This is a genomic window from Streptomyces bambusae, assembly GCF_019400985.1.
Lineage (GTDB): Bacteria > Actinomycetota > Actinomycetes > Streptomycetales > Streptomycetaceae > Streptomyces > Streptomyces bambusae_A.
Genome location: NZ_WTFF01000070.1, coordinates 1 through 26,997 on the forward strand (window position 1 = coordinate 1; position 26,997 = coordinate 26,997).

Sequence of the window (26,997 nt, forward strand, 5' to 3'; positions counted from 1 at the left end):
CGCTCTGTGCGTCGCTTACGGGGGCGGAGGAGCCGGCGCGTGGGACGCTTGCATGGCCGCCGGGCGGTATACCGGGCCGACGGCGCCGGCGGGCCACCGCGGACGTTGAAGCGCGGCCGGTGCGGGCAGGCCGGGGGCCGGGGGCGCGGCGTGGGGGTGGGGGATGGGGGACACCCGCTCCCCGACGCCGGGCGACCGGCCCCCGGCCGGGGCGACCGCCGACCACTCGCGATCGCGCGACCCGGGCGTACGCATCCGGGGCGTACGCATCCGGGCCGGGGCGCGCCCACCGCCCGGTCGGGGCGGACGGGCGCCGGGGTGCCCCGGGCGGGGTCTGCCCCGGCGGGGCGGCCTGCCCTGGGAAGGGGCGTTACGCGTTGACGCCCGAGTTGCCGAAGGCGCCGTTGAGGAGGCCGATCACCGTGGCCGTGTTGCCCACCACGTTCACCGGGACGTGGACCGGGACCTCGACCAGGTTGCCCGAGGCGACGCCGGGCGAGTTCAGGGCCTCGCCGCTCGCGTGCGCGCCACCGTGCGCGGCGGAGACACCGGCTGCGGCGGCGACCAGGCCACCCGCGATCATGGTGACGGCGGTGGCCTTCTTGAAGTTCTTCACGTTCGGATTCCTCCAGTGCGTCTGCCGCGGCCAGCCGCCGCGGCACGCCATGGAGAACGGCCCGCCCACCGGTCGGGATGCGCCATGTGGGCTACATACGCCCGACCGTATGAATTTCGCTTCCTTCCCGTTTCTGGTTCCGTTCCCGCCCGTTCCGGGCCGGGTCGGGCCCGGAACGGGGCCAGGTCGGCTCAGGTCGGCCCAGGCCGGCTCCAGGCTCTCCGGTGTCGCGGCCGCTCAGTCCGTCGCGCCGTGCCGGACCGCCCACAGGGCCGCCTGCGTGCGGTCCGCGAGGTCCAGCTTCATCAGGATGTTCGACACGTGCGTCTTGACCGTCTTCTCGGACAGGACGAGCGCCCGGGCGATCTCCCGGTTGGAGCGGCCGTCCGCGATCAGGGCCAGGACCTCGCGCTCGCGTTCCGTCAGGGTGCTGCCGCCGCGCGCCGGGGCGGTCTCGTCCTGGGCGAGGAGGGCGATCGCGACCTCCGGCTGGAGCAGGACGTGCCCCGCGTGGACCGACCGGATCGCCGCGGCCAGCGCGTCCGGGTCGATGTCCTTGTAGACGTACCCCGCCGCGCCCGCGCGCATGGCCGGGACCACCGTGCGCTGCTCGGTGAAGCTGGTGACGATCAGGACGCGCGCCGGGTTGCCCAGCTCGTGGAGGCGGCGCAGGGCCTCCACCCCGTCCATGCCGGGCATCTTGACGTCCATCAGGATCACGTCGGGGCGGAGCTCCTCGGCGCGCGCGGTGCCCTCGGCCCCGTCCCCCGCCTCCCCCACCACCTCTATGTCGTCCTGGATCTCCAGAAAGGTGCGCAGGCCCCTGCGGACGACCTGGTGGTCGTCCACCAGCAGGACGCGGATGGGCGTGTCAGCCACCGGGGATCTCCATCTCGATCGTGGTGCCCTCGCCGGGCGCCGAGTGAACGGTGAGCCGGCCGCCGGCGCCGCTCGCGCGGTCGCGCATGGAGACCAGCCCCAGGTGGCGGCCGGCCCGGCGGACGGACTGCGGGTCGAAGCCGCTGCCGTCGTCGGTGACGCGGAGCAGCACACGTCCCTCGCTCCGGGTGAGGCTGACGGCCACGCGGTCGGCGCCGGAGTGGCGCAGGGCGTTGTGGAGGGCCTCCTGGGAGACCCGGAGCAGGGCCTCCTCCTGGGCCGCGGGCAGCGCGCGTACGCCGTCGCAGGTGAAGGTGACGTGCGCGGTGTGGGCGCGGTCGAGGACCTGGACCTGGTTGCGCAGGGTGGCGACCAGTCCGTCCTCGTCGAGGGCGGCCGGGCGCAGCTCCACGACGGCGGCGCGGAGCTCGTCGGCGGCCTCCGCCGCGAGCGCGGCCACCTGGTGGAGCTCGTCCTTCGCGCGGGCCGGGTCGCGGTCCACGAGCGCGGTGGCCGCCTGGGCGGTCAGGCGCAGGGAGAAGAGCTTCTGGGCGACGGCGTCGTGCAGCTCGTGCGCGAGGCGGGAGCGCTCCTCGGCGATGGTCAGCTCGCGGCTGCGCTCGTAGAGGCGGGCGTTGGTGAGGGCGATCGCCGCGTGCTGGGCGAGGATGCCGAGGACCTCCTCGTCCTCCTCGGTGAAGCCGGCGGTTCCCGGGGGATGCGGGCCGCGCTTGTTGGCGAGGAAGAGGGCGCCGAGGATCTCGTCCCCGTCGCGGACGGGCAGCCCGAGGAAGTCGGCCATCTCGGGGTGCTCGGCCGGCCAGCCGCCGAAGCGGGGGTCCTCGCGTACGTCGGCCAGCCGCTCGGCCTGCTGGTGGTGGAGCATCGAGTCGAGGATGCCGTGCTGGCGCGGGAGCGGTCCGATGGCCCGCCACTGCTCGTCGCTGATGCCGTCCACCACGAACTGGGCGAAGCCGCCGTGGTCGTCGGGCACGCCGAGGGCGGCGTACTCGGCGTCGAGCAGCTCGCGTGCCGAGACGACGATCGTCTTGAGGACGTCGCGGACCTCCAGACGGCGGCTCATCGCCAGCAGCGCGGTGCTCACGGCGGCCAGGCCCGAACGTGGTCCGTTGGTCATGTGATCACCGTACCCGCGGCCGTGACCTGCGGGATCGGGCCACGGGACTAGGTCGAAGGGCCTGGCGGGGGCGATCCGGCTCTGCTTCGGGGCGGGCCTCTCTGTATATACGGGGCTCTCTGTATATAGGGGGTGATTCCGGCATATGGGGTGAAGGGCCGCGCGTACGCCGAGGCGGTGGCGCGTCTCCGCCTCCGGTACGAGTTCGGGGACGCCCCTCTGCCACTCCAGGAGGAGAGGCGTGACGGATTGAATTGCTGGAGCAACGCTGGGTGAGACCGTTACGTGGCCGATGTGAGCCCGCGCATAGGACGCACATCACTTACGAAGCCGCGTAGTGGATGAATAAGGACGCCGTCAGGACTGCTGGGAGCGGCTCTGGCGGCGAATTCGTGCCGTGATCGCGGGCGCGTGATCCACTATCCGGCTTCGTATGTCACACCTTTGCCACAGGATTTTGCCGCCGCTAAGAATGGCTGCCGTCGCACGGCGCCGAGGATCCCGGATCCACACGGCGCCCTCCTGCGGCCCCCGTTCTTCGTAAAGGTGTGTGCTCCATGTCTGCGTCCAGCTCTGCCGGTCATAGCCGTCTGACCAAGGCCCACAAGATGTCCTTCGCCGGTGTCGCCACGGTCGCCGCCGCCGCCCTGGCCTTCACCCTCGTTCCCGCCGGCACCGGCGAGGCCGACGTCGTCGTCTCCGCCGCCCCGGTGGCCTGGAGCCAGGCCGTGGACAGCGCCCAGACGAAGACCGTCCAGCACCTGGTCGCGCAGCAGACCGTCGCCGTCAAGAAGGCCGACGACGCCGCCAAGGCCAAGGCCGCGGCCGACGCGAAGAAGGCCCGCGAGGGCAAGGAGGCCGCGAGCCGGTCCGCCGCCCGCAAGCCGGTCTTCGCGAACAACCTGGACGGCTGGATCAAGGAAGCCCTCTGGATCATGAAGAAGGAAGGCATCCCGGGCACCTACGCGGGCATCCACCGCAACATCATGCGCGAGTCCTCGGGCAACCCGCGCGCGATCAACAACTGGGACATCAATGCCCAGAACGGCATCCCGTCGAAGGGCCTGCTCCAGGTCATCCTCCCGACCTTCAAGACGTACCACGTCAAGGGCACCAAGTTCGACCAGTACGACCCGGTCGCCAACATCGTCGCCGCCTGCAACTACGCCGCCGACCGCTACGGCTCGATGGACAACGTGAACAGCGCCTACTGAGCCTGTCCCCACGGACGCGACGCACACGCGCACACACATACGCCGAAGGGCGGCACCCCGATGATCCGGGTGCCGCCCTTCGGCGTGTGCGCGGGGCCGTACTAGTTCCGCATGACCTCGGGCTCGTGGCGGCGCAGCAGGCGCTGCACGGCGAAGCCGCAGGCGATGCCGAGGGCGAGCAGGACGAAGACGTCCAGCGTCCACTGGCCGGCCGTGTGGTCCCACAGCGGGTCGGTGTTCTGCGGGTTCTCCTGGTCCCACGGCGCCATCAGCTTGCCGAGGTTCAGCGTGGTGCCGGCGGCGGCGATGGCCCAGCGGGAGGGCATCAGCCAGGCGAACTGCTCCAGACCGGGCTTGTCGTAGATCTGGAACAGGATGCCCGTGAACACGACCTGGACGATCGCGAACATGACCAGCAGCGGCATGGTCTTCTCGGCCGTCTTCACCAGCGAGGAGATGACGAGGCCGAACATCATCGAGGTGAAGCCCAGCGCGATCACCGAGATGCAGATCTCGGCGGCCGGCGACATGAACAGCCCCTCTGCGGGCAGCTTGCGCGGGCCGAAGCCGATGGCGCAGATGATCACGCCCTGGACGGCGGTGATGACGCCGAGGACGATCACCTTCGACATCAGGTACGCCGAGCGGGACAGGCCGGTCGCGCGCTCGCGCTCGTAGATGACCCGTTCCTTGATCAGCTCACGGACGGAGTTGGCGGCGCCGGAGAAGCACATGCCGACCGCGAGGATCAGCATGATCGTGCCGGCGTCGCCGTTGAAGCGGCTCGGCGGGGTCGGCGGCGCGAGGCCGAACTTCGCCGGGATGACCGTGGAGACGATGCCGAGGACCGCGGGCAGGATCAGCATCAGGGCCATGAAGCCCTTGTCCGAGGCGATGACCGAGACGTAGCGGCGGATCAGAGTCCACAGCTGGTCGCCCCAGCCCTGCGCCTTCGTCGGCATCATCTGCTGCGGCTGCATCGCGACCTGCTGCGGGGCGACCGCGTCGAGGTCGGCGGCGTACAGCTGGTAGTGCTGAGAGCCCTTCCAGCGGCCGGCCCAGTCGTAGTCGCGGTAGTTCTCGAACGCCGAGAACACGTCCGCCCAGGTCTGGTAGCCGAAGAAGTTCAGCGCCTCGTCCGGCGGGCCGAAGTACGCCACCGAACCGCCGGGCGCCATGACCAGCAGCTTGTCGCACAGGGACAGCTCGGCCACGGAGTGGGTGACGACGAGGACGGTACGGCCGTCGTCGGCGAGGCCGCGCAGCAGCTGCATGACGTCGCGGTCCATGCCCGGGTCGAGGCCGGAGGTCGGCTCGTCCAGGAAGATCAGCGACGGCTTGGTGAGCAGCTCCAGGGCCACGGACACGCGCTTGCGCTGACCACCGGAGAGCGCGGTGATCTTCTTGTCCTTGTGGATGTCGAGCTTGAGCTCGCGCAGTACCTCGTCGATGCGGGCGGCGCGCTCGGACTCGGCGGTGTCGCCGGGGAAGCGGAGCTTGGCCGCGTACTTCAGGGCGGTGCTGACCTTCAGCTCCTTGTGCAGGATGTCGTCCTGCGGGACCAGGCCGATGCGCTGGCGGAGCTCCGCGAACTGCTTGTACAGGTTGCGGTTGTCGTAGAGGACCTCGCCCTCGTTGGCCGGGCGGTAGCCGGTCAGCGCCTTGAGCAGCGTGGACTTGCCGGAGCCGGAGGGGCCGATGACGCCGATCAGCGACTTCTCCGGGACGCCGAAGGTGACGTCCTTGAGGATCTGCTTGCCGCCGTCGACGGTGACCGTGAGGTGGCGGGCGGAGAAGGAGACGTCGCCGGAGTCGACGAACTCCTCCAGGCGGTCGCCGACGATGCGGAACGTCGAGTGGCCGACGCCGACGATGTCGTTCGGGCCGAGCAGCGCGGTACCCGACTTGGGCAGCGGCTGGCCGTTGACGTAGGTGCCGTTGTGGCTGCCCAGGTCGTGGATCTCGAACCGGCCGCCCGTCGAGCGGAACTCGGCGTGGTGGCGCGAGACCTGGAGGTCGGAGACCACCAGCTCGTTCTCCAGGGCACGACCGATGCGCATCACGCGGCCGACGGCGATCTGGTGGAACGTCGTCGGGCTGCGGTCGCTGTAGCCCTGCTGGCCACCGGCCGGGTGGGCACCGCCGCCGGCGCCCTGCTGCTGCGGCACATAGGGCTGCTGGTGCTGCTGGTGCTGCTGCTGGGCCTGCGGCTGCTGCATCGGGGCCTGCTGGCCGGGCCAGGCCTGGGCGGCCTGGTGGGCCTGCGCCTGGTGGGCCTGGTGGGCCTGCGCCTGGTGGGCCGCGGCGGCCTGGTGCGCAACGCCTGCGGCGGCGGGAGCGCTCGGATTCAGCCGCGGGCCGTCGGTGGCGTTGCCCAGGTGCACCGGCGTACCGGGCACGAGTTCGGCCTGCTGGACCCGGGCCCCGTGCACGTACGTGCCGTTGGTGCTGCCGTGGTCCTCCAGGACCCAACTCCGGCCGTTCCAGCTGATGGTGGCGTGCCGCCAGGAGACCCGGGCGTCATCGATCGCCACGTCTCCCTGCGGGTCCCGCCCGAGCGAGTACGACCTGGACGGATCGAGCGTCCAGGTCCTTCCATTCAATTCCAGTACGAGTTCCGGCACTCCAGCCCCACTTGTTGTCCCCCGAGAATCCCCCTGCAGTCAGGGAGTCTAGGGATGGCGAACATCCGGGGGAACTATTCCAGGCCTGCGGCCACAAGTGGAATTCGGGCCGGGTGCTGGACGCGGACGACGCCCCGTCAGCGGGGGCGAAAGACGCCCGGAGAGTGAGATACGGGACTTCTCGCCCGCGCGGACGCGGGGAACCGGCCGTACGGGCCGGGACGGTGGCACCGCGCTCGGCGGCGACGACGGGCGGGCCGGCCGCGCCGGGCGGGCCGCGATGTCGTGACACCGGTTGCCGGTTCACCGCGGCGCGGCTCGCCGCGTACGACGACCGGGGGGGGCCTGCTGCTGGGCCGGTGGCCGGTGCGCCGGCGGATGCCGCGCGGGGCGGAGGACGAGTTCGCCCCGCGCGGGCCGCGGCCGGCGGACTCGGTGCCGTCCGGCCTGTTCGGCCTCGACACCGAGCTCCTCGTCCTGTACGCCGCCCTGGGCGAGGTGCCGCGCAGGCCCTCCGGCCGGGTTTCCGTGGCGGGGTGGCTGCCGCTGCGCCGCCGACCCGGCTGGAACCCGGCGTCGGGGAGCGCCTCGCCGGTGGGGCGGGCGCGGGCACGCGCGGGCGTCGGTCACCTGCGGGGTGACCGACCCGCGCTCGCCCCGGAGGGGGGAGCACCACCGGCCGGCGCCACCGGCCGCCGGCGCGGGGTCTGCCCGACCCGCTGGGGCCGGGCACCGGGCTGCTGGGGCCGGGCACCGGGCTGGGGCCGCCGGTCCTGGCACTGTCCGGCCTGGCCGGGCCCGTAGGGCCGGGCCCCGCCCGGACGGGCGTCGGGCCGGGCCGGGCCGGTCGCGGCCCGTGTCGTCGAGCTGCGTTCACCCCTGTGCCATGCCCGTCGCCTCCTCCGTTCACCCTGTCGCGGCCACCGCGCTGACCTGCGTATTCGGTGGTGGCGTCCACGGAGTGGTCCGGGGGAGGCCGGGGTGCGGCGGGGGCGATACGGTGGGGTGCACCATGAGCGCTTCGCAGACCTCCGACGTCCCCACCCTCCTCGTCAAGATCTTCGGCAAGGACCGTCCCGGGATCACCGCCGGGCTGTTCGACACCCTCGCCGCCTACTCCGTCGACGTCGTCGACATCGAGCAGGTCGTCACCCGCGGCCGCATCGTGCTGTGCGCCCTCGTCACCAAGCCCGTCACGGGCAGCGAGGGCGAGCTGCGGGCGACCGTGCACAGCTGGGCCGAGTCCCTGAAGCTCCAGGCCGAGATCATCTCCGGTACGGGTGACAACCGGCCGCGCGGCAGCGGCCGTTCGCACGTCACCGTGCTCGGCCACCCGCTCACCGCGGAGTCCACGGCCGCCATCGCGGCCCGGATCACCGCGACGGGCGGCAACATCGACCGTATCTTCCGGCTCGCGAAGTATCCGGTGACGGCGGTGGAGTTCGCCGTGTCCGGCACCGAGACCGAACCGCTGCGCACCGCGCTGGCGCTGGCCGCCTCGCACCTCGGCGTGGACGTGGCGGTCGTGTCGGCCGGCCTGCACCGCCGGGCGCAGCGGCTGGTCGTGATGGACGTGGACTCGACCCTGATCCAGGACGAGGTCATCGAGCTCTTCGCGGCCCACGCCGGCTGTGAGGCGGAGGTCGCCGAGGTCACGGCCCGCGCGATGCGCGGCGAGCTGGACTTCGAGCAGTCGCTGCACGCCCGGGTGGCGCTGCTGGCCGGTCTGGACGCCTCCGTCGTGGACAAGGTGCGGGCCGAGGTGCGGCTCACCCCCGGCGCCCGGACCCTGATCCGCACGCTGAAGCGGCTCGGCTACCAGGTCGGCGTGGTGTCCGGCGGTTTCACGCAGGTCACCGACGACCTCCAGGAGCGGCTCGGGCTGGACTTCGCCTCCGCCAACACGCTGGAGATCGTCGACGGCAAGCTGACCGGCCGGGTCGTCGGCGAGATCGTCGACCGCGCGGGCAAGGCCCGGCTGCTGCGCCGCTTCGCCGCCGAGGCGGGGGTGCCGCTGGCGCAGACGGTCGCGATCGGGGACGGCGCCAACGACCTGGACATGCTGAACGCCGCCGGGCTCGGGGTGGCGTTCAACGCCAAGCCGGTGGTCCGGGAGGCCGCACACACCGCCGTGAACGTGCCGTTCCTCGACGCGGTGCTGTACCTGCTGGGGATCACCCGGGAAGAGGTCGAGGCCGCGGACCTGGCCTGAGGCCGGGCAGCGGCTACGGAGTACGGCTACGGAGTACGGCGGCGTGGAACAGCCGCGGAGAACGGCCACGGGCCCGGCGGAGTGCCGGGCCCGTGGCCGTTGCCGGTTGCCGTTGCGGCTGCCGTTGCCGTCGCCGGTCCCGTCGGCGGCCGTCAGTGGCCGTCAGTGGCCGTCGGCACCTCGGCGTGGCCGGGCGGCGGCCGTCGCGTCAGTGGTCCGCCGGGGTCCAGTAGTCCACCAGTGTCCCCACCCCGTGCTCCACGGACTTCCACGAGCCGGTGAAGGAGACGACGGCCAGCGCTGCCGCCGGGAAGCCGGACCGGGACATCCGGGCCAGGGTGTCGCCCTCGGCGCGGCCGGAGAGCGCGTCGGCGAGGGCGTGCATGCCGGGATTGTGGCCGATGACGATGAGGTCGGCGACCTCGTCGGGGGTCTCGTTGAGCAGAGCGATCAACTCGCCGAGGGAGGCGTCGTAGACACGCTCCTCGTAGACGGTCCGCGGCCGGTTCGGCAGGGCGTGGACGACGAGCTTCCAGGTCTCGCGGGTCCGGGCGGCGGTGGAGCAGAGGGCCAGGTCGAAGCTGATGCCGGTCGCGGCCAGCTTCCGCCCGACGGCCGGGGCGTCCTTGCGGCCGCGCTCCGCCAGCGGGCGGTCGTGGTCGGACCCTTCGGGCCAGTCGGCCTTGGCGTGCCGGAGGAGGACGATCCTGCGGGGTGTATCGGCGCTCATGGCTCCCAGCTTCGCACGAAACAGGGCCCGGGGCGCAGGGTGTTGAGGGGCTCACCCGCACGGGGAGGGCGTGCTCCGGGGCGCGTGGCGCGCGGGGCCCGGCATGATCGGCGGGACGGGTGCCAGGGCCTGTCGTAGCCGCTGCCGGTCAGCCGAGGAAGCGCAGGATCTGCCCGGTGACCTGGCCGATGGCGGAGGCCTCCGCGGGAGCCGGGTGGCCCTGGCCGGAGCCGGCCAGCAGGAGCAGGAGCAGCCCGAACCCGAGGACGGGCAGGGCGAGCGCCCACCAGGGCAGGCGGGCGTCGGCTCCGGCGGCGGAGCCGGCTACGGACCGGGTGTACGTGGGGGCCGACATGACCGCCTCCGTGGGTGTTCGGCTGGGACTTCCTCACTGCCTTCGAATCTATGGATCCGAGGGCGGGGGTCCCATCCGGGGCACACCCGACTCCACCCTGAGCCTGGCCCCCTAGGGGTTGGTGGGGATAACCCCACCCCGTCCCGGAGGCGGCGGTCTCAGGGGGAGGCGATGGTGGCGATGACGGCGATGATCACGGTCACGAGGAGCATCGCACCGAGGACGATGCCGAGCTTCTTGTGGCCGTTCTGCGGGTTCGGTTCGAGGACGGGCATGCGGGTCAGTCTCGCATGCCGCATTCGTCCTCGATCGTGCGGTCCCTGCCCGCGAGGACGCCGAGGAGGATCTGGGGCAGCATCAGGGCGGCCATGAGGGCCAGCGGCAGGTCCCAGCCTCCGCTGTGCTGGTAGAGGGTGCCGATGACCAGCGGGCCGGGGATGGAGATCAGGTAGCCGGTGCTCTGGGCGAAGGCGGAGAGCTTGGCGACGCCGGCCGGGGACTTGGCGCGCAGCCCGATCATGGTGATGACGAGGGGGAACGCGCAGTTGGAGACGCCGAGCAGCAGCGCCCAGGCCCAGGCGCCGGCGGCCGGGGCCAGGTAGAGGCCGGCGTACCCGGCGAGGCCGAAGAGGCCGAGGACGACGGCGATGACGCCCTGGCTGCGCAGCCGGCCCGCGATGCCGGGGATGACGAAGGCCAGCGGGACGCCCATGACCATGGTGACGGCGAGCAGGACGCCGGCCGTGGAGGCGGAGACCCCGGCGTCGCGGAAGATCTGCGGGAGCCAGCCCATGGTGATGTACGCGCCGGTGGCCTGGAGGCCGAAGTAGCAGCCCAGGGCCCAGGCGGTACGGCTGCGTACGACGCTCGGGCCGCGGTCGGCGGCGGCGGAGCCCGGGGCCTGCGCGCGGGCGTCGCGCCGGGTGCGCAGGGCCAGCGGCAGCCACGGCAGGAGTGCGGCCACGGCGAGCACGGCCCACATCAGCAGGCCGGTGCGCCAGCTGCCGCCGAGTGCGTCGGTCAGCGGGACGGTCGCGGCGGCGGCCAGCGAGGTGCCGAGGGCCAGGGCCATGGAGTACAGGCCGGTCATGGTGCCGACCCGGTCGGGGAACCAGCGCTTGACGATCACCGGAAGCAGCACGTTGGTGACGGCGATGCCGGCGAGGGTGAGGGCGCTGGCGGCGAGGAAGCCGGCGGCGCTGTCGGTGAACGGCCGCATCAGCAGGCCGGCGGCGACGGCGGCCATGCCCGCGCAGACCACGGCGGCGGGGCCGAAGCGGCGGGAGAGCCGGGGCGCGGTGATGCCGAAGACGGCGAAGCAGAGGGCCGGGACGGAGGTGATCAGACCGGCGACGGTGCCGCCCATGCCGAGCCCGGTGCGGACCTCCTCGAAGAGGGCGCCGAGGCTGGTGATGGCGGGCCGCAGGTTGAGGGCGGCCAGCACGATGCCGGCCACGAGCACCGGTCCGAGCCAGTGGGGCCGGTGGCGCGGGGCCGGTCCGGCGGGGGGCGCGGCGGGCCGCGTGCGGGCGGCGGCGTCGGCCGGACGGGGTGCGGAGTCGGCCGGACGGGGTGCGGGGGGCGGGTCGAGGGTCTGGAGGTCTTCGTCCTGCATGTCCGCCATCATAGAATCATGGGATGATTGGTTGTCCACCGAGAAAGGCCGGGAGGATGCACGCCGCACTCCCGCCCTCCCCAGTAGAACCAGCAGAAGCAGAAGAGGTGCCATGCCGCTGACGTCCCCCCGGCGCTCCGCGCTGGCCGACCAGGTGATCACCCAGCTCCGCAACCAGATCACCTCAGGCGAGTGGCCGGTCGGCTCCCGCATCCCCACCGAGCCGGAGCTGGTGGAGCTGCTGGGCGTGGCCCGCAACACCGTGCGCGAGGCGGTGCGGGCCCTGGCGCACAACGGGCTCCTGGACATCCGCCAGGGCTCGGGCACGTACGTCGTCGCCACCAGCGAGCTGGCCGGGGTGATGCACCGGCGGTTCGCCGGCGCCGACCCGCGGGACATCGCCGAACTGCGCTCGACGCTGGAGTCCTCGGCGGCCCGGCTGGCCGCGCAGCGGCGCACCGAACGGGACCTGGTCCAGCTGGACGCACTGCTGGCGCGGCGCGAGGAGGCGTGGGACTCGGGGGACGCGGAGCGGTTCGTGGCGGCGGACATGGCCCTGCACATGGCGGTGGTGGCCACCTCGCACAACGAGGTCCTGATCGAGCTGTACGCCGACCTCGGCGGCCTGGTGCGGGACTGGCTGCGGGCGGACGTGGGCACCGAGCTGACCCCGCAGTCGCACCTGGACCACGGGCGGCTGGTGGAGGCGATCCGGCGCGGCGACGCGGACACGGCCGCCTCGGAGGCGGCCGGCTACCCCTTCGTCTGCCTCGGCACCTGAGGGCCCCGGCCGGCCGGTCGGGCCGGGCGGCGGCCGCAGTAGCGGTGGCCGTGGCGGCAGGTCACCGGCGGCCGTGGCTGACCCAGGCCGAGCGGACCTCCTTCCAGCAGCGGCCGGCCAGCTCCACCCGGCCGGCGGGGCCGACGGCCTGCGGCGCCCCGTCGCTGTCCACGTCCCACCAGCGGTCGCACTCGATGTGCAGGCGGACCAGGTCGGTCTCGGCGAAGCGGTTGTGGCAGTACGCGGTGACGGTCGACCCGGTGATCTCGGTGTCGCAGTCCGCTCCGAAGAGGTCCTCGGGCCGCGGCCGGGTGGGCTGCGCGGGTGGTTCGGCGGCGATGTCGACGGCGAGGCCGGAAGTGTCGGCGGTGCCGGCGAGGTCCGCGGCCCCCCAGGAGCCGCCGCCGGTCTCGGCGGTCCCCCCGGCGCCGCCGGGTGCGACCGCCCCGCCTCCCGGTGCGGGCTCGGCGGACGGGGTCAGCGCGAGCGCCCCGGGGACCAGGAGGGCGGTCAGGACGACCGAGGTGACCAGCAGCGACAGCGCTCGGTTCGGCCTCGCGCGCACTCCCGTACCTCCTCCCCGCAGGACGCCGGGAAGATCCCGACCCGGCCAGTTTGCCGGTATGTGCCGGCATTCTCGACTCGGAACGATCCGGTCGGGCGGCGAGTGGCGCGCGTGTGGCGCACGACGGGGGCGTACAACACGAAGGCCGCGCCCCCTGGAAGGAGGCGCGGCCGGGTGCCGTACGGCGGTGTGCCGGTGTGTGCCGGCGCGTGCCGGTGTGTGTCAGGCGCCCATGGCGTGCAGGCCGCCGTCCACGTGGACGATCTCACCGGTGGTCTTCGGGAACCAGTCGGACAGCAGGGCGACGATCGCCTTGCCCGCGGGCTCCGGGTCCGCCATGTCCCACTCCAGCATCGAACGGTCGTTCCAGACCTTCGCCAGGTCCGAGAAGCCCGGGATGGACTTCGCGGCCATGGAGCCGATCGGGCCGGCCGAGACCAGGTTGCAGCGGATGTTCTCCTTGCCCAGGTCGCGGGCGAGGTAGCGGCTGGTGGCCTCCAGGGCGGCCTTGGCCGGGCCCATCCAGTCGTACTGCGGCCACGCGAACTGCGCGTCGAAGGTCATGCCGACCACGGCCGCGCCCTCCGCCGGGAACAGCGGCTTGCAGGCCATGGTCAGGGACTTCAGGGAGAAGGCCGAGACGTGCATGGCGGTCGCCACCGACTCGAACGGGGTGTTCAGGAAGTTGCCGCCGAGGGCGTCCTGCGGGGCGAAGCCGATGGAGTGGACGACGCCGTCGAGGCCGCCGAGCTCGTCGCGGACCAGACCCTCCAGGCGGGCCAGGTGCTCGTCGTTCGTGACGTCGAGCTCGATCACCTTGGCGGGCTTCGGCAGCTTCTTGGCGATGCGCTCGGTCAGCGTCGGCCGCGGGAAGGCGGTGAGGATGATCTCGGCGCCCTGCTCCTGGGCCAGCTTCGCGGCGTGGAAGGCGATGGACGACTCCATCAGCACACCCGTGATCAGGATGCGCTTGCCGTCGAGAATTCCGCTCATGTGATCAGTGACCCATGCCCAATCCGCCGTCAACGGGAATGACGGCTCCGGTGATGTACGAGGCGGCGTCGGACGCCAGGAAGCTCACGGTGGCGGCGATCTCCTCGGGCTGCGCGTAGCGGCCGAGCGGGACCTGCGCGACGATGCCGGCGCGCTGCTCGTCGGTGAGCGCCTTCGTCATGTCGGTGTCCACGAAACCCGGGGCCACGACGTTGAAGGTGATGTTGCGGGAGCCCAGCTCGCGGGCGAGGGAGCGGGCGAAGCCCACCAGGCCGGCCTTGGAGGCGGCGTAGTTCGCCTGTCCGGCGGAGCCCAGGAGTCCGACGACGGACGAGATGAGGACGACGCGGCCCTTCTTGGCCCGGAGCATGCCGCGGTTGGCGCGCTTGACCACGCGGAAGGCGCCGGTGAGGTTGGTGTCCAGGACGGAGGTGAAGTCGTCCTCGGACATCCGCATCAGCAGCTGGTCCTTGGTGACGCCGGCGTTCGCGACCAGCACCTCCACCACGCCGTGCTTGTCCTCGATCTCCTTGTAGGCCTGCTCCACCTGCTCGGAGTCGGTGATGTCGCAGCGGACCGCCAGCACTCCGAGCTCGGTGAGCGCCTCCGGCGGCTCACCCGAGCGGTACGTGATCGCGACCTTGTCGCCGGCCTCGGCGAAGGCGCGGGCGATGGCGAGGCCGATGCCCCGGTTTCCTCCGGTGACGAGAACCGAGCGGCTCAACGGATCACCCTTTCGCTAGCAGTCTGAATACCAAAAACCTATAGGTCGTGCCGGGCATCCGGAGAATCGGGCTCCGACAGGGCCTCGGGACGGCGTCTGTCGAATCCCTACAGAAAGATGTAGGCACACGGCGCTGGAGCGCGACATGATCGGGGCGACCGGTCACGACCACGGGAGGACTTCCGTGCCCCATTCCATCGATGCGGCCTTCACCGCGCTGCCCCTGCGGGCGCTCGCCGACGCGGCGCTCGCCCGGGCCCGCGCGCTGGGCGCAGACCATGCCGACTTCCGGCTGGAGCGGATCCGCAGCGCCTCGTGGCGGCTGCGGGACGCCAAGCTCTCGGGCAGTTCCGACCTCACCGACCTCGGGCTCGCGGTGCGCGTGGTCCACGGGGGCGCCTGGGGGTTCGCCTCCGGGGTGGACCTGACGATGGACGGGGCCGCGAAGGTGGCCTCGCAGGCCGTCGCGATGGCCCAGATGTCGGCGAAGGTGATCAAGGCGGCGGGGTCGGACGAGCGCGTGGAGCTCGCCGACGAGCCCGTGCACGCCGACCGGACGTGGGTGTCCGCGTACGACGTGAACCCCTTCGACGTGCCGGACGAGGAGAAGGCTGCGCTGCTGGCCGACTTCAGCGCCCGGCTGCTGCGGGCCGAGGGCGTCGCGCACGTGGACGCCTCGCTGCTCGCGGTGCACGAGAACAAGTTCTACGCCGACACGGCGGGTACGGTGACCACCCAGCAGCGGGTGCGCATCCACCCGCAGCTGACCGCGGTCGCGGTGGACGACAAGACCGGCGAGTTCGACTCGATGCGCACCATCGCCCCGCCGACCGGGCGCGGCTGGGAGTACCTGACCGGCACGGGCTGGGACTGGGACACCGAGCTGGAGCAGATCCCCGCGCTGCTGGCGGAGAAGATGCGCGCGCCGAGCGTCGAGGCCGGCCGTTACGACCTGGTGGTGGACCCCTCGAACCTGTGGCTGACCATCCACGAGTCCATCGGGCACGCCACCGAGCTGGACCGGGCGCTGGGCTACGAGGCGGCGTACGCGGGGACCTCGTTCGCCACGTTCGACCAGCTGGGCAAGCTCGCGTACGGCTCGCCGATCATGAACGTGACCGGTGACCGCACGGCCGAGCACGGTCTGGCGACGATCGGGTACGACGACGAGGGCGTCCAGACGCAGAGCTGGGACCTGGTCAAGGACGGCACCCTGGTCGGCTACCAGCTGGACCGGCGGATCGCGAAGCTGACCGGACTGGGCCGCTCCAACGGCTGCGCCTACGCCGACTCCCCCGGCCACGTGCCGGTGCAGCGCATGGCGAACGTCTCGCTCAAGCCGGATCCGGGCGGGCTGTCCACGGAGGACCTGATCGGAGGGGTGGAGCGCGGGATCTACGTGGTCGGCGACCGCTCCTGGTCGATCGACATGCAGCGCTACAACTTCCAGTTCACCGGTCAGCGCTTCTTCCGGATCGAGAACGGCCGGCTGGCCGGCCAGCTGCGCGACGTCGCCTACCAGGCCACCACCACCGAGTTCTGGGGCTCGATGGAGAAGGTCGGCGGCCCGCAGACGTACGTCCTGGGCGGCGCCTTCAACTGCGGCAAGGCCCAGCCGGGCCAGGTGGCGTCCGTCTCGCACGGCTGCCCGTCCGCGCTGTTCCGCGACGTCAACATCTTGAACACCACGCAGGAGGCCGGGCGATGAGCCGCAGCAAGCCCCACGAGATCGTCGAGCGGGCCCTGGAGCTGTCCACGGCCGACGGATGCGTCGTGATCGCGGACGAGGAGTCGACCGCGAACCTGCGCTGGGCGGGCAACGCGCTCACCACGAACGGGGTGACCCGCGGCCGCACGCTGACCGTGATCGCCACCGTGGACGGCAAGGAGGGCACGGCCTCGGGGGTCGTCACGCGCTCCGCCGTGACCGCCGAGGACCTGGAGCCGCTGGTGCGGGCCGCCGAGGCGGCCGCGCGCGGCGCGGCCCCGGCCGAGGACGCCCAGCCCCTGGTGACGGGCGTCCCGTCCTCGCCCGACTTCACCGACGGGCCGGCCGAGACCTCCTCGGCGGTCTTCGCCGACTTCGCCCCGGCGCTCGGCGAGGCCTTCGCCCGGGCCCGGGCGGGCGGCCGGGAGCTCTACGGCTTCGCCAACCACGAGCTGGTGACCTCCTACGTCGGCACCTCGACCGGGCTGCGGCTGCGCCACGACCAGCCGGGCGGCACCCTGGAGCTCAACGCCAAGTCGCCGGACCGCCAGCGTTCGGCCTGGGCCGGCCGCGCCACCCGGGACTTCAAGGACGTGGACCCGCTCGCGCTGGACGCCGACCTCGCCGTCCGGCTGGGCTGGGCGGAGCGCCGGATCGAGCTGCCCGCGGGGCGGTACGAGACGCTGCTGCCGCCGACCGCGGTGGCGGACCTGCTGATCTACCAGATGTGGTCGGCGTCGGCGCGGGACGCGGTGGAGGGCCGTACGGTCTTCTCCAAGCCCGGCGGCGGCACCCGGCTGGGCGAGCGGCTGTCGCAGCTGCCGCTGACGCTGCGCAGCGACCCGGCGGAGCCGGGGCTGGAGTCGGCCCCGTTCGTGATCGCGCACAGCTCCGGCGACGACGTCTCGGCCTTCGACAACGGCCTGCCCGTCCCGCCGACCGACTGGATCCGCGAAGGGCAGCTGCACCGGCTCTTCACGACCCGGCACACGGCGGAGCTGACGGGGCTGCCGCAGGCGCCCGGCTTCGGGAACCTGATCCTGGACGCGGGCGGCGAGAAGTCGCTGGAGGAGATGGTCGCGGCCACCGAGCGGGGCTTGCTGCTGACCTGCCTGTGGTACATCCGCGAGGTCGACCCGGCGACGCTGCTGCTGACCGGCCTGACCCGGGACGGGGTCTACCTGGTGGAGAACGGGCAGGTCGTCGGCGAGGTGAACAACTTCCGGTTCAACGAGTCCCCGGTGGACCTGCTGTCGCGGGCGAGCGAGGCCGGGCGGACCGAGAAGACCCTGCCGCGCGAGTGGAGCGACTGGTTCACCCGGGCCGCGATGCCGGCGCTGCGCATTCCCGATTTCAACATGAGCTCGGTCAGCAAGGGCGTATGACCCCCATAGACTGAAGACTGCAATCCGTACATCCGAAGGAGTCGAGAGACCGTGACGGACATCGTCGACGAGCTGAAGTGGCGTGGGCTCTTCGCCCAGTCCACCGACGAAGAAGCGCTGCGCAAGGCGTTCGCGGACGGTCCGGTCACGTTCTATTGCGGCTTCGACCCGACCGCCCCGAGTCTGCACGTGGGCCACCTCGTGCAGGCGCTCACCATGCGCCGGCTGCAGCTGGCGGGCCACCGCCCGCTGGCGCTGGTGGGCGGGGCGACCGGGCAGATCGGCGACCCCAAGCCGACGGCCGAGCGGACGCTGAACGACCCGCAGACCGTCGCGGCCTGGGTGGACCGGGTCCGCGCGCAGATCCAGCCGTTCCTGTCCTTCGAGGGCGAGAACGCCGCGGTCATGGTCAACAACCTGGACTGGACGGGCGGCATGTCCGCCATCGAGTTCCTGCGGGACATCGGCAAGCACTTCCGCGTGAACAAGATGCTGACCAAGGACTCGGTCGCCCGCCGCCTGGAGTCCGACCAGGGCATCAGCTACACCGAGTTCAGCTACCAGCTGCTGCAGGGGATGGACTTCCTGGAGCTGTACCGGCGCCACGGCTGCACGCTCCAGCAGGGCGGCTCCGACCAGTGGGGCAACCTGGTGGCGGGCCTGGACCTGATCCACAAGGTGGAGCCGCACGCGCAGGTGCACGCGCTGGCGACGCCGCTGATGGTCAAGGCCGACGGCACCAAGTTCGGCAAGACCGAGGGCGGGGCCGTGTGGCTCGACCCGGAGATGACCACGCCGTACGCGTTCTACCAGTTCTGGCTGAACGTGGACGACCGGGACATCTCGACGTACATGCGGATCCTGTCCTTCCGGTCCGTCGCGGAGCTGGAGGAGCTGGAGCAGCAGACCGCCGAGCGGCCGCAGGCGCGCGCCGCCCAGCGGGCGCTGGCGGAGGAGCTGACGACGCTGGTGCACGGCGCCGACCAGTGCGCCGCGGTGATCGCCGCATCCAAGGCGCTGTTCGGCCAGGGCGAGCTGGCGGACCTGGACGAGGCCACGCTGGCCGCGGCCCTGTCCGAGCTGCCGCACGCGAAGGTCGCCGACCTCGCCACGGTCCCGGACCTGTTCGCGGAGACGGGCCTGGTCGCCAGCAAGTCGGCCGGGCGCCGGACCGTGAAGGAGGGCGGTGCCTACGTGAACAACGTGAAGATCACCGCCGAGGACGCGGTCCCCGCGAAGGAGGACCTGCTGCACGGGCGCTGGCTGGTGCTGCGCCGCGGCAAGAAGAACCTGGCGGCGGTCGAGGTCACCGGCTGACGCCGGCGGCACGACGACAGCACGACACAGGCACGACAAAGGCACGAAGGCGTCGGGGGCCGGTCCGGAACACCTGTTCCGGACCGGCCCCCGACGCCGTACCCGCCGCGCGGGGTACGGCGCTACGCCGTGCGCTTGCCGCGGATCGACATGTAGGCCATCTCGCCGAGACCGACGACGAGCACGGCTCCGGCCAGCTGGAGGAGATGGCGGATCCAGTCGATGCCGGCGGTTTCCTCGACCCCGATCCAGCCGGCGACGGCATTGCCGATGATGGCGCCGACGATGCCGAACAGCGTGGTCAGCCACAGGGGCTGATGCTGCTTGCCCGGCATGACGGCCCGGGCCAGGATGCCGAGCACGAAACCGACGATGATCGCCCACAACCACTGCATTGTCGCCTCCTGAAGGGCGCGGCGCCGGGAGCGGTGTCCGCATGTGGGCTCAAGTCTCGACCCGGTCGGCGCAGTGCGCACGTCGGCGGGCCCGTTCGGGGACACGTTGTCGGCGGGCCCGTCCGGGCGCGCTGCGACAACAGCGTCGGGCGCGCTGCCGGCGGGCCCCGGCGCACCCCTCTCTCCCCCGCGCCGGGGGCGGAGCGTACGGTGGGGGGCGTGAAGAAGCGGAACGGATCCGAGGTCTTCCGGATCACCGGGGCCCGCATGGGACTCGCCGAAGACGTGCGCGGGCGGCAGCGCCGCTATGTCATCTCGATGACCATCAGGACGCTGTCGGTCATCGCGACCGTCCTGCTGTGGAACGTGGAGCGGTACGTGGCGATGGTGACGCTCGTGGCGGGCGCGCTGCTGCCGTACGTCGCGGTGGTCATCGCGAACGCGGGTCGCGAATCCGCGCCTTCCCTGCCCTCGCACTTCATCCCCTCACCTGCGCGTCCTGCGCTGGAAGCGGGAAACCTCAAGAAAAGCTCAGATCAATCATGAAGTTCCGGTGCACCGCACCGGGTTCTGCGTGACATACTGCCTACGCGCTCCGCATCCCCCGTCGGAGCGACGGACCGACGCCGGGCAGCTCCCCCCGTGGCTGCTCGGCGTCGTCATGTCCGGGGCCTCCTCGCCGCCTCCCCGCCGTCCTTCGGGATCTTCTAGGGTTGAGGCGTGAACCTCTTCGCCGCACAGCACCCTGACGAGAACGCCGCCCCCGTCTGCTCCGCGAAGGGCTGCCGCGCGCCGGCCGTCTGGGTGCTGGCGTGGAACAACCCGAAGCTGCACACGCCCGATCGGCGCAAGACGTGGCTGGCGTGCGAGGAGCACCGCGAGCACCTGAGCCAGTTCCTGGGCGTGCGTGGGTTCCTCAAGGACGTGGTGACCCTGGAGGAGTGGTCAGCCGCCGATCGCTGACATCGGGCGGTCGGGCTGGAGGAAGGACGGGTCGTCGAGGCCGGAGCCGGCCTTCTTGCCCCACATGGCGACCTTCCAGAGCCGGGCGATCTCCTCGTCGGGGGCCCCGGAGCGCAGGGCGGAGCGCAGGTCCGACTCCTCGGTGGCGAACAGGCACGTACGGACCTGGCCGTCGGCGGTGAGCCGGGTGCGGTCGCAGGCGCGGCAGAAGGGGCGGGTGACCGAGGCGATGACGCCGACGGTGGCCGGGCCGCCGTCGACCAGCCAGCGCTCGGCGGGGGCCGCGCCGCGGGCCTCCTGGCCCTCCTCGGTCAGCTCGAAGCGGGTACGCAGCGAGGCGAGGATGTCACCGGCGGTGATCATGCCGTCGCGCTTCCAGCCGTGCTGGGCGTCCAGCGGCATCTGCTCGATGAAGCGCAGCTCGTAGTCGTGCTCCAGGGCCCAGGCCAGCAGGTCGGGGGCCTCGTCGGCGTTGAGCCCGGGCATCAGGACCGTGTTGATCTTGACCGGGGTGAGGCCCGCCTCCCTGGCGGCGGCCATGCCCTCGACGACGTCCTTGTGCCGGTCGCGGCGGGTGAGGGTCTTGAAGACCTCGGGGCGCAGGGTGTCCAGGGAGACGTTGACCCGGTCCAGGCCGGCGGCCTTGAGGGCCTGCGCGGTGCGCGCCAGGCCGATGCCGTTGGTGGTCAGCGACATCCTGGGGCGGGGCCGAAGGGCGGCGCACTGCTCGACGATGCCGACCAGGCCGGGCCGGAGCAGGGGCTCACCGCCGGTGAAGCGGACCTCGGTGATCCCGAGGTGGGTGACGGCTATCCGGATCAGCCGGACGATCTCGTCGTCGGTGAGCAGGTCGGGCTTCGCCAGCCATTGCAGGCCCTCCTCGGGCATGCAGTAGGTACAGCGCAGGTTGCACCGGTCGGTGAGCGAGACGCGCAGGTCAGTGGCCACGCGGCCGAAGGTGTCGATGAGCACTGTGGGCCCCCTCCCCTGTCCGGATCAAAGGTTCAGCGATGGTTTCGAGCCTACGCGACGGAACTCATGCGCAGGGATGAGCAAAGGAACGAGACGTGACACGGCCGTGTCGTACGGAAGTACGACACGGCCACGTCGGGCGATCGGATTATCTCAGTGCGCCCCTGCTCCGGTGAGGGAGCGCACCTCCAGTTCCGCGTACTTGCGGGGGTCGGCGGGCTCCTTGGACAGGACGGTTCCCAGCCAGCCGAGCAGGAAGGCGAGCGGGATGGAGATGATGCCGGGGTTCTCCAGCGGGAACCAGTAGAAGTCGGCGTTCTTGAACATCGACGTCGGCTTGCCGGAGACCACCGGGGAGAACAGGACCAGGCCGACGGCGCTGATCAGGCCGCCGTAGATGGACCACAGGGCACCCGTGGTGGTGAAGCGCTTCCAGAAGAGGCTGTAGAGGATGGTCGGCAGGTTGGCGGAGGCGGCCACCGCGAAGGCGAGCGCGACCAGCCCGGCCACGTTCATGTCGCGGGCGAGGGCGCCCAGGCCGATGGCGACGGCGCCGATGACGACGGTGGCCCAGCGGGCGGCCCGCACCTCCTCGGCCTCGGTGGCCTTGCCCCTGCGGATGACGTTCACGTACAGGTCGTGCGCGAAGGACGAGGAGGAGGCGAGGGTGAGGCCGGCGACCACGGCGAGGATGGTGGCGAAGGCCACGGCGGAGATCACGGCGAGCAGGATGGCGCCGCCGGTGGAGTCCGCGCCGCCGCCGAGTTCCTGCGCGAGCAGCGGGGCGGCGGTGTTGCCGGCCGGGTTGGAGGCGATGATGTCCGTCCGCTTCAGCAGGGCGGCGGCGCCGAAGCCGAGGGCGATGGTCATCAGGTAGAAGGCGCCGATGATGCCGATGGCCCAGTTGACGGACTTCCGGGCGGCCTTGGCGGTGGGGACGGTGTAGAAGCGGATCAGGATGTGCGGCAGGCCGGCGGTGCCGAGGACCAGGGCCAGGCCCAGGGAGATGAAGTCGAGCTTGGTCTCGGCGCTCTTGCCGTACTTCAGGCCCGGCTCCAGGAAGCTCGCGCCCTTGCCGCTGTTGTCGGCGGCCTTGCCGAGCAGCTCGGAGATGTTGAAGTTGAACTTCCACATCACCAGCAGGGTGAGCAGCATGGCGCCCACGATGAGCAGCACCGCCTTGACCATCTGGACCCAGGTGGTGCCCTTCATGCCGCCGATGGAGACGTAGACGATCATCAGTACGCCGACCAGGGCGACGATGGCGACCTTGCCGCCGTCGCTGGTGATGCCGAGCAGCAGCGAGACCAGGACGCCGGCGCCGGCCATCTGGGCGAGCAGGTAGAAGATCGAGACCACGATGGTGGAGACGCCGGCGGCCGTACGGACCGGCCGCTGGCGCATCCGGTAGGCGAGTACGTCGCCCATGGTGTAGCGGCCGGAGTTGCGCAGCGGCTCGGCGACCAGCAGCAGCGCGACCAGCCAGGCGACCAGGAAGCCGATGGAGTAGAGGAAGCCGTCGTAGCCGAAGAGGGCGATGGCGCCGGCGATGCCGAGGAAGGACGCGGCGGACATGTAGTCGCCGGAGATGGCCAGGCCGTTCTGGAAGCCGGTGAACTGGCGGCCGCCGGCGTAGAAGTCGGCGGCGCCGCGGGTCTGTCGGCCGGCCCAGATGGTGATGACCAGGGTGGCGAGGACGAACAGGCCGAACAGGGTGATGATCAGCGGGCGGTGCTCGGCGGCCCCGCCGGCCGCGAGCGGCTGGAGCGCCGGGTGGTGCGCAGTGGTCATTCTCCGGCCTCCAGGTGGGACTTGATGGCGTCGGCCTGCGGGTCGAGCCGGCGTGCAGCGTGCCGGGAGTACCACCAGGCGATGAGGAAGGTGGTGGCGAACTGGGCGAGGCCGAGGGCGAAGGCCACGTTGATGTTGCCGAAGAGCTTGGTCCCCATGAAGCCGCCCGCGTAGTTGGACAGCAGGACGTAGAGCAGGTACCAGGCGATGAAGGCGACGGTGAGGGGGAAGGCGAAGGAGCGGTACGACCTGCGCAGTTCGCCGAATTCCGCGCTCTGCTGGACGGCCGTGAACTGCTCGGCCGTGGGGCTCGCCGGGTGCGTGTCGGCGCCGCCGGGGGGCGGCGCTGCTTGGGTGGTCACGGGGGGTTCTCCTTGTGACGCGGGTGCGGTGGGGACGGACACAACGACCTCCGTGGGGGGACGGTGGCGCTGATCCCCCCTCGTCCTGGGCACGTACCGCGCGCCGGGAGGGTTCAACACCTGCCGGATCTTTACTTGGCCGATTCGTCGAACTCATGGCGCGAAGGGGAACGTGGGCGCTAGTTTCACCTGTCATGAACCCGTCCAGACGCGACCCGCGTCCGGACGGCTTTTTCACGATGATCTGGAGACCCCATGGCTCATCTGGGATCGCGTACGTCCGGGAAGAACCGCCGTGCCCTGGCGGTGCCGGTCGGCCTGGCCCTGACGGCGTCCCTCGCCTTCCTGCCCTCGGTCGCGGCCTCGGCCGCCCCGCTGGACCTGACGGCGGCGACCACGGCCAAGCCGGACACCACCGGCCCCAAGCTCTCGTACGTGGCGAACCTGGCGACGTACGCCAGCGTGACCGCGGCCAAGAAGGCCGTCGAGCGGGCCGGCGGAACGGTGGTGACGGCCTATGAGCAGATCGGCGTCATCGTCGCGCACTCGCAGAACCCCGACTTCGCCAAGCAGCTGCGCGCCCAGCGTGGCCTCTTCGTCTCGGTCGGCGCCACCCGTACGGCCCCCCTGCAGTCGGTGCAGACCACCGAGGAGGGCACCACGCAGAAGCTGAGCGCGGCGGACGCCGCGAAGGCGGCGGCCCAGGCCGGGCCCGGCGCGGAGCCGCTGGAGCCCAACCAGTGGGACCTGCGGACGATCAAGGCCGACGAGGCTCACAAGATCAACGATGGCAGCCAGGACGTCACGGTGGGCGTCATCGACACGGGTGTCGACGACACCCACCCCGATCTGGCCCCCAACTTCTCCCGGGAGCAGTCGGCCAACTGTGTCGGCGGCGTCGCCGACACCACCGAGGGCGCCTGGCGGCCGTACGCCGACGGCAGCGACCACGGCACCCACGTGGCGGGCACCATCGCGGCCCCGCGCAACGGCGTCGGCATCAGCGGTGTGGCGCCGGGCGTGAAGGTCGCCGGCATCAAGGTCAGCGAGCCCGGCACCAGCCTCTTCTACACCGAGGCCGTGGTCTGCGGCTTCATGTTCGCCGCCGAGAAGGGGATCGAGGTGACCAACAACAGCTACTACGTCGACCCCTGGTACTTCAACTGCAAGACGGACGACGACCAGAAGGCGCTGGTGGAGGCCCTCACCCGGGCCACCAAGTACGCCGAGCGCAAGGGCGTGCTGAACGTCGCCGCGGCCGGCAACGAGAACTGGGACCTCGCCGCCGACTCGATCGTCGACGACTCCAGCCCCAACGACACCACCCCGTCGCCGCGCACCATCGACCCGAAGGTCTGCCTCGACATACCGACGCAGCTTCCGGGCGTCGTCACGGTCTCGGCGACCGGCGACAAGGGCTTCAAGTCGTACTACTCCAGCTACGGCCTGGGTGTCGTCGACGTCGCGGCCCCCGGCGGCGACAAGTGGCAGGTCCCGAACACCCCGGACGCCAACGGCCGCGTGCTGTCGACCGTCCCCGGCGGCTACGGCTACAAGCAGGGCACCTCGATGGCCACCCCGCACGTCGCGGGCGTCGCGGCGCTGCTCAAGAGCGCCCACCCGACGGCCACGCCGTCGCAGCTCCAGTACATGCTCAAGGCCCAGGCCACGAAGGCGGCCTGCCCGGAGAAGGTGTACGACGCCACCGGCACCCTGATCGACGCCACCACCTGCCAGAGCAAGTGGGGCCAGACGGGCTACTACGGCTACGGCGTCGTGGACGCCCTCAAGGCCGTGAAGTAGCAGTCGGCGCACGAACGACGGGGCCGGCCGGGGAATGCTCCCGGCCGGCCCCGCCGCGTCGGCCCGCCCGAGGCAGGGCCGGGGATCAGGGCTTGATGAGGACCTTGAGGGCGCTGCGGTCGTCCATGGCCCGGTAGCCGTCCGGCACCTCGTCGAGGCCGACGGCCCGGTCGAAGACGGGCGCGGGGTCGATCGTGCCGTTCAGCACGTCCTCCAGCAGCTCCGGGATGTAGGCGCGCACCGGGGCGACACCGCCGCGCAGGCTGATGTTGCGGTCGAACATGACCCCGAGGTCGAGGCCGGTACCGCTGCCGTGCGGGACACCGACGTAGCCGACGGCTCCGCCGTCACGGGTGATGTTCACGGCCGTGCGCATGGACTGCTCGGTGCCGACCGCCTCGATGACCGCGTGGGCGCCCTGGCCCCGGGTCAGCTCGCGTACGGCGTTCTCGGCGGCCTCGCCGCGCTCGGCGACCACGTCGGTGGCCCCGAAGAGCTTGGCGATGTCGGTACGGGCGCTGTGCCGGCCCAGGGCGATGATCCGCTCGGCGCCGAGCCGCTTGGCGGCCAGGACGCCGCACAGGCCCACGGCGCCGTCGCCGACCACGGCCACCGTGGCCCCGGGGCGCGCGCCGGCGCCGAGGGCGGCGTGGTGGCCGGTGCCCATGACGTCGGACAGTGCGAGCAGGCCGGTCAGCAGGTGGTCGTCGGAGACCGCGTCGGCGGGCAGCTTCACCAGGGTGCCGTCGGCGTGCGGGACCCGCACCGCCTCGCCCTGGCCGCCGTCGTGGCCGACCGAGCCCCAGAAGCCGCCGTGCGTGCAGGAGGTGTAGAGGCCCTCGGCGCAGTACTCGCAGGTGCCGTCGGACCACATGAACGGGGCGACGACCAGGTCGCCGGCGCGCAGCGAGCCCACGGCGGACCCGGTCTCCTCGACCACGCCGAGGAACTCGTGGCCGATGCGCTGGCCCGGCTGCCGCTGCGCCTCGCCCCGGTAGGCCCACAGGTCGCTGCCGCAGATGCAGGCGCGCAGGACGCGGACGACGGCGTCGGAGGGTTCGCGGACCGCGGCGTCCGGTACCTCCTCCACGCGTATGTCGTGCGGGGCGTGGATGACGGTGGCGCGCATGCTGCGGTCCTTCGGGGTTTTCAGCGGGTGGGTGTCAGGTGGGTATGTCAGGTGGGTATGTCCTCCCCACCGAACACCGGGCGCGCGGCGAGCATTCCCCGGGCCAGCAGGTACTGCGCGGCCAGGTAGGTGAACATGATCCAGAAGTCGGGGCGGGGCAGCTGGGGCCACTCGGCGACGCCGGTGGCGATGAGCGTGTCGGAGAGCAGGAACAGCGCCCCGCCCACCCCGGCCGTCCGGCCGAGCGTGCTGGAGCGCAGCGCCATGGCGGTCAGCAGCAGGCTGTAGCCGGCCACGGGGATGCGCAGGCCGGCGGGCAGGTCGCCCCACAGCAGGGCGACGGTACCGACGAGCGCGACGGCGTACCCGGCGGTCAGGCGCAGGTCGGCGGGCCGCCTGCCGAAGGCGGCGAGGTAGCAGACGTGCCCGAGGGCGAAGGAGCCCATGCCGACGAGGAAGGCGGGCTCGGCGTCGAAGAGCAGTGCGACGTCGCCGCCCCAGCCGAAGAGCAGCGCGGCGACGAGCAGCCGCGGGGCGCCGAGGGCCAGGACGTGGGCGACGAGCAGCGGCATCAGCAGCGGCTTGAAGAGCTGGTGGCCCAGTTGCCAGTCCGCGAGCAGCGAGCCGAGGTCGAGCGCGGCGGCCGCGCCGAAGCAGAGCAGGGCGGCGGTGGCGAGCCGCGCCCGGCGGCCGGCCGCGGCGGCCGCTGCCCCCGAGGCCCAGGCG

The 26,997-nt window shown here is 72.0% G+C and carries 27 protein-coding genes; 10 read left to right on the forward strand and 17 right to left on the reverse strand.

Going from position 1 to position 26,997, the window contains the following annotated elements; translation table 11 throughout:
- Nucleotides 1-370 precede the first annotated feature (370 nt).
- From GPJ59_RS12575 to GPJ59_RS12585, 3 genes are all read right to left on the reverse strand, one after another.
- The gene (locus GPJ59_RS12575) at nucleotides 371-616 is read right to left on the reverse strand and encodes a chaplin family protein (protein WP_219667168.1); all 246 of its coding nucleotides are present in this window, start codon (nucleotides 614-616) and stop codon (nucleotides 371-373) included.
- A gap of 237 nt (nucleotides 617-853) precedes the next feature.
- Nucleotides 854-1,495, reverse strand: a complete 642-nt coding sequence (locus tag GPJ59_RS12580; RefSeq protein WP_219667169.1) for a response regulator — start codon at nucleotides 1,493-1,495, stop codon at nucleotides 854-856.
- The gene (locus tag GPJ59_RS12585; RefSeq protein WP_219667170.1) at nucleotides 1,488-2,633 is read right to left on the reverse strand and encodes a GAF domain-containing sensor histidine kinase; all 1,146 of its coding nucleotides are present in this window, start codon (nucleotides 2,631-2,633) and stop codon (nucleotides 1,488-1,490) included. The genes GPJ59_RS12580 and GPJ59_RS12585 overlap by 8 nt, the downstream gene beginning before the upstream one ends.
- Before the next feature lie 557 nt (nucleotides 2,634-3,190).
- On the opposite strand from GPJ59_RS12585, the gene GPJ59_RS12590 reads away from it, so the two are divergent.
- Nucleotides 3,191-3,847 carry a transglycosylase SLT domain-containing protein gene (locus tag GPJ59_RS12590; RefSeq protein WP_219667171.1) on the forward strand — a complete coding sequence of 219 codons (657 nt, stop codon included), beginning with the start codon at nucleotides 3,191-3,193 and terminating at the stop codon, nucleotides 3,845-3,847.
- A gap of 101 nt (nucleotides 3,848-3,948) precedes the next feature.
- Here the strand turns inward: GPJ59_RS12590 and GPJ59_RS12595 are convergent, their stop codons facing one another.
- Nucleotides 3,949-6,471: an ABC transporter ATP-binding protein/permease gene (locus tag GPJ59_RS12595; RefSeq protein WP_219667172.1), complete on the reverse strand. Its 2,523-nt coding sequence runs from the start codon at nucleotides 6,469-6,471 to the stop codon at nucleotides 3,949-3,951.
- A 285-nt stretch (nucleotides 6,472-6,756) separates the two neighbouring features.
- On the opposite strand from GPJ59_RS12595, the gene GPJ59_RS12600 reads away from it, so the two are divergent.
- A complete protein-coding gene (locus GPJ59_RS12600; RefSeq protein WP_219667173.1) occupies nucleotides 6,757-7,275 on the forward strand; it encodes a hypothetical protein in 519 nt (172 codons plus the stop codon).
- Nucleotides 7,276-7,483: 208 nt separating this feature from the next.
- A complete protein-coding gene (gene serB, locus GPJ59_RS12605; RefSeq protein WP_219667174.1) occupies nucleotides 7,484-8,683 on the forward strand; it encodes a phosphoserine phosphatase SerB in 1,200 nt (399 codons plus the stop codon).
- A gap of 208 nt (nucleotides 8,684-8,891) precedes the next feature.
- Here serB and GPJ59_RS12610 read toward each other — a convergent pair whose 3' ends face one another.
- From GPJ59_RS12610 to GPJ59_RS12620, 4 genes are all read right to left on the reverse strand, one after another.
- Complete coding sequence (locus tag GPJ59_RS12610) at nucleotides 8,892-9,413, reverse strand: SixA phosphatase family protein (RefSeq protein WP_219667175.1); 522 nt, start codon at nucleotides 9,411-9,413, stop codon at nucleotides 8,892-8,894.
- 148 nt (nucleotides 9,414-9,561) lie between these two features.
- Nucleotides 9,562-9,768, reverse strand: coding sequence for a hypothetical protein (locus GPJ59_RS12615; RefSeq protein WP_219667176.1), 207 nt, complete (start codon nucleotides 9,766-9,768; stop codon nucleotides 9,562-9,564).
- A 158-nt stretch (nucleotides 9,769-9,926) separates the two neighbouring features.
- Nucleotides 9,927-10,043 carry an SGM_5486 family transporter-associated protein gene (locus GPJ59_RS37350; RefSeq protein ID WP_258024297.1) on the reverse strand — a complete coding sequence of 39 codons (117 nt, stop codon included), beginning with the start codon at nucleotides 10,041-10,043 and terminating at the stop codon, nucleotides 9,927-9,929.
- Nucleotides 10,044-10,048: 5 nt separating this feature from the next.
- The gene (locus GPJ59_RS12620; protein WP_219667177.1) at nucleotides 10,049-11,383 is read right to left on the reverse strand and encodes a CynX/NimT family MFS transporter; all 1,335 of its coding nucleotides are present in this window, start codon (nucleotides 11,381-11,383) and stop codon (nucleotides 10,049-10,051) included.
- A 112-nt stretch (nucleotides 11,384-11,495) separates the two neighbouring features.
- On the opposite strand from GPJ59_RS12620, the gene GPJ59_RS12625 reads away from it, so the two are divergent.
- A complete protein-coding gene (locus GPJ59_RS12625) occupies nucleotides 11,496-12,164 on the forward strand; it encodes a FadR/GntR family transcriptional regulator (RefSeq protein WP_219667178.1) in 669 nt (222 codons plus the stop codon).
- A gap of 61 nt (nucleotides 12,165-12,225) precedes the next feature.
- On the opposite strand, the gene GPJ59_RS12630 is transcribed toward GPJ59_RS12625, so the two are convergent.
- From GPJ59_RS12630 to fabG, 3 genes are all read right to left on the reverse strand, one after another.
- A complete protein-coding gene (locus GPJ59_RS12630; protein ID WP_219667192.1) occupies nucleotides 12,226-12,504 on the reverse strand; it encodes a hypothetical protein in 279 nt (92 codons plus the stop codon).
- A 447-nt stretch (nucleotides 12,505-12,951) separates the two neighbouring features.
- Nucleotides 12,952-13,722: an enoyl-ACP reductase FabI gene (gene fabI / locus GPJ59_RS12635; RefSeq protein ID WP_219667179.1), complete on the reverse strand. Its 771-nt coding sequence runs from the start codon at nucleotides 13,720-13,722 to the stop codon at nucleotides 12,952-12,954.
- A gap of 4 nt (nucleotides 13,723-13,726) precedes the next feature.
- On the reverse strand, nucleotides 13,727-14,446 hold the full coding sequence (fabG, locus tag GPJ59_RS12640; RefSeq protein ID WP_219667180.1) for a 3-oxoacyl-[acyl-carrier-protein] reductase: 720 nt from the start codon (nucleotides 14,444-14,446) through the stop codon (nucleotides 13,727-13,729).
- 145 nt (nucleotides 14,447-14,591) lie between these two features.
- Between fabG and GPJ59_RS12645 the strand changes: the two genes are divergently transcribed.
- Genes GPJ59_RS12645 through tyrS form a run of 3 tightly spaced genes read left to right on the forward strand, consistent with a single transcriptional unit; the run spans nucleotide 14,592 to nucleotide 18,856 of the window.
- Nucleotides 14,592-16,154, forward strand: coding sequence for a TldD/PmbA family protein (locus GPJ59_RS12645; RefSeq protein WP_258024298.1), 1,563 nt, complete (start codon nucleotides 14,592-14,594; stop codon nucleotides 16,152-16,154).
- The gene (locus GPJ59_RS12650; protein WP_219667182.1) at nucleotides 16,151-17,539 is read left to right on the forward strand and encodes a metallopeptidase TldD-related protein; all 1,389 of its coding nucleotides are present in this window, start codon (nucleotides 16,151-16,153) and stop codon (nucleotides 17,537-17,539) included. The genes GPJ59_RS12645 and GPJ59_RS12650 overlap by 4 nt, the downstream gene beginning before the upstream one ends.
- Nucleotides 17,540-17,590: 51 nt before the next feature.
- Complete coding sequence (tyrS, locus tag GPJ59_RS12655) at nucleotides 17,591-18,856, forward strand: tyrosine--tRNA ligase (protein ID WP_219667183.1); 1,266 nt, start codon at nucleotides 17,591-17,593, stop codon at nucleotides 18,854-18,856.
- 122 nt (nucleotides 18,857-18,978) lie between these two features.
- Here the strand turns inward: tyrS and GPJ59_RS12660 are convergent, their stop codons facing one another.
- Nucleotides 18,979-19,251, reverse strand: coding sequence for a GlsB/YeaQ/YmgE family stress response membrane protein (locus GPJ59_RS12660; RefSeq protein ID WP_219667184.1), 273 nt, complete (start codon nucleotides 19,249-19,251; stop codon nucleotides 18,979-18,981).
- Between the two features lie 219 nt (nucleotides 19,252-19,470).
- Between GPJ59_RS12660 and GPJ59_RS12665 the strand changes: the two genes are divergently transcribed.
- Both GPJ59_RS12665 and GPJ59_RS12670 read left to right on the forward strand, forming a co-directional pair.
- On the forward strand, nucleotides 19,471-19,797 hold the full coding sequence (locus GPJ59_RS12665; RefSeq protein WP_219667185.1) for a DUF3099 domain-containing protein: 327 nt from the start codon (nucleotides 19,471-19,473) through the stop codon (nucleotides 19,795-19,797).
- Nucleotides 19,798-19,971: 174 nt separating this feature from the next.
- Nucleotides 19,972-20,214 carry a hypothetical protein gene (locus GPJ59_RS12670; RefSeq protein WP_219667186.1) on the forward strand — a complete coding sequence of 81 codons (243 nt, stop codon included), beginning with the start codon at nucleotides 19,972-19,974 and terminating at the stop codon, nucleotides 20,212-20,214.
- On the opposite strand, the gene moaA is transcribed toward GPJ59_RS12670, so the two are convergent.
- From moaA to GPJ59_RS12685, 3 genes are all read right to left on the reverse strand, one after another.
- Nucleotides 20,197-21,186, reverse strand: coding sequence for a GTP 3',8-cyclase MoaA (gene moaA, locus GPJ59_RS12675; protein ID WP_219667187.1), 990 nt, complete (start codon nucleotides 21,184-21,186; stop codon nucleotides 20,197-20,199). The genes GPJ59_RS12670 and moaA overlap by 18 nt on opposite strands.
- A gap of 153 nt (nucleotides 21,187-21,339) precedes the next feature.
- On the reverse strand, nucleotides 21,340-22,977 hold the full coding sequence (locus tag GPJ59_RS12680; RefSeq protein WP_219667188.1) for a solute symporter family protein: 1,638 nt from the start codon (nucleotides 22,975-22,977) through the stop codon (nucleotides 21,340-21,342).
- Complete coding sequence (locus GPJ59_RS12685) at nucleotides 22,974-23,339, reverse strand: DUF485 domain-containing protein (RefSeq protein ID WP_219667189.1); 366 nt, start codon at nucleotides 23,337-23,339, stop codon at nucleotides 22,974-22,976. The genes GPJ59_RS12680 and GPJ59_RS12685 overlap by 4 nt, the downstream gene beginning before the upstream one ends.
- 255 nt (nucleotides 23,340-23,594) lie before the next feature.
- On the opposite strand from GPJ59_RS12685, the gene GPJ59_RS12690 reads away from it, so the two are divergent.
- Nucleotides 23,595-25,142 carry a S8 family serine peptidase gene (locus tag GPJ59_RS12690; protein ID WP_219667190.1) on the forward strand — a complete coding sequence of 516 codons (1,548 nt, stop codon included), beginning with the start codon at nucleotides 23,595-23,597 and terminating at the stop codon, nucleotides 25,140-25,142.
- An 85-nt stretch (nucleotides 25,143-25,227) separates the two neighbouring features.
- On the opposite strand, the gene GPJ59_RS12695 is transcribed toward GPJ59_RS12690, so the two are convergent.
- Together GPJ59_RS12695 and GPJ59_RS12700 are read right to left on the reverse strand one after the other, a co-directional pair.
- Nucleotides 25,228-26,271 carry a zinc-dependent alcohol dehydrogenase family protein gene (locus GPJ59_RS12695; protein WP_219667191.1) on the reverse strand — a complete coding sequence of 348 codons (1,044 nt, stop codon included), beginning with the start codon at nucleotides 26,269-26,271 and terminating at the stop codon, nucleotides 25,228-25,230.
- A 47-nt stretch (nucleotides 26,272-26,318) separates the two neighbouring features.
- Nucleotides 26,319-26,997 (reverse strand): lysoplasmalogenase (locus tag GPJ59_RS12700; RefSeq protein WP_374200843.1); only part of this gene is annotated, 679 nt, incomplete at its 5' end.

Excerpts from the sequence above, each read along its gene's own strand:
- GPJ59_RS12645 (WP_258024298.1), top strand. The coding sequence starts at position 14,592 with ATGATCGGGGCGACCGGTCACGACCACGGGAGGACTTCCGTGCCCCAT.
- GPJ59_RS12680 (WP_219667188.1), bottom strand. The coding sequence starts at position 22,977 with ATGACCACTGCGCACCACCCGGCGCTCCAGCCGCTCGCGGCCGGCGGG.
- fabI (WP_219667179.1), bottom strand. The coding sequence starts at position 13,722 with ATGAGCGGAATTCTCGACGGCAAGCGCATCCTGATCACGGGTGTGCTG.
- GPJ59_RS12615 (WP_219667176.1), bottom strand. The coding sequence starts at position 9,768 with ATGTCGGCCCCCACGTACACCCGGTCCGTAGCCGGCTCCGCCGCCGGA.
- GPJ59_RS12695 (WP_219667191.1), bottom strand. The coding sequence starts at position 26,271 with ATGCGCGCCACCGTCATCCACGCCCCGCACGACATACGCGTGGAGGAG.
- GPJ59_RS12625 (WP_219667178.1), top strand. The coding sequence starts at position 11,496 with ATGCCGCTGACGTCCCCCCGGCGCTCCGCGCTGGCCGACCAGGTGATC.
- GPJ59_RS12660 (WP_219667184.1), bottom strand. The coding sequence starts at position 19,251 with ATGCAGTGGTTGTGGGCGATCATCGTCGGTTTCGTGCTCGGCATCCTG.
- serB (WP_219667174.1), top strand. The coding sequence starts at position 7,484 with ATGAGCGCTTCGCAGACCTCCGACGTCCCCACCCTCCTCGTCAAGATC.
- GPJ59_RS12610 (WP_219667175.1), bottom strand. The coding sequence starts at position 9,413 with ATGAGCGCCGATACACCCCGCAGGATCGTCCTCCTCCGGCACGCCAAG.
- GPJ59_RS12620 (WP_219667177.1), bottom strand. The coding sequence starts at position 11,383 with ATGCAGGACGAAGACCTCCAGACCCTCGACCCGCCCCCCGCACCCCGT.
- GPJ59_RS12690 (WP_219667190.1), top strand. The coding sequence starts at position 23,595 with ATGGCTCATCTGGGATCGCGTACGTCCGGGAAGAACCGCCGTGCCCTG.
- GPJ59_RS12585 (WP_219667170.1), bottom strand. The coding sequence starts at position 2,633 with ATGACCAACGGACCACGTTCGGGCCTGGCCGCCGTGAGCACCGCGCTG.
- GPJ59_RS12650 (WP_219667182.1), top strand. The coding sequence starts at position 16,151 with ATGAGCCGCAGCAAGCCCCACGAGATCGTCGAGCGGGCCCTGGAGCTG.
- GPJ59_RS37350 (WP_258024297.1), bottom strand. The coding sequence starts at position 10,043 with ATGCCCGTCCTCGAACCGAACCCGCAGAACGGCCACAAGAAGCTCGGC.
- GPJ59_RS12590 (WP_219667171.1), top strand. The coding sequence starts at position 3,191 with ATGTCTGCGTCCAGCTCTGCCGGTCATAGCCGTCTGACCAAGGCCCAC.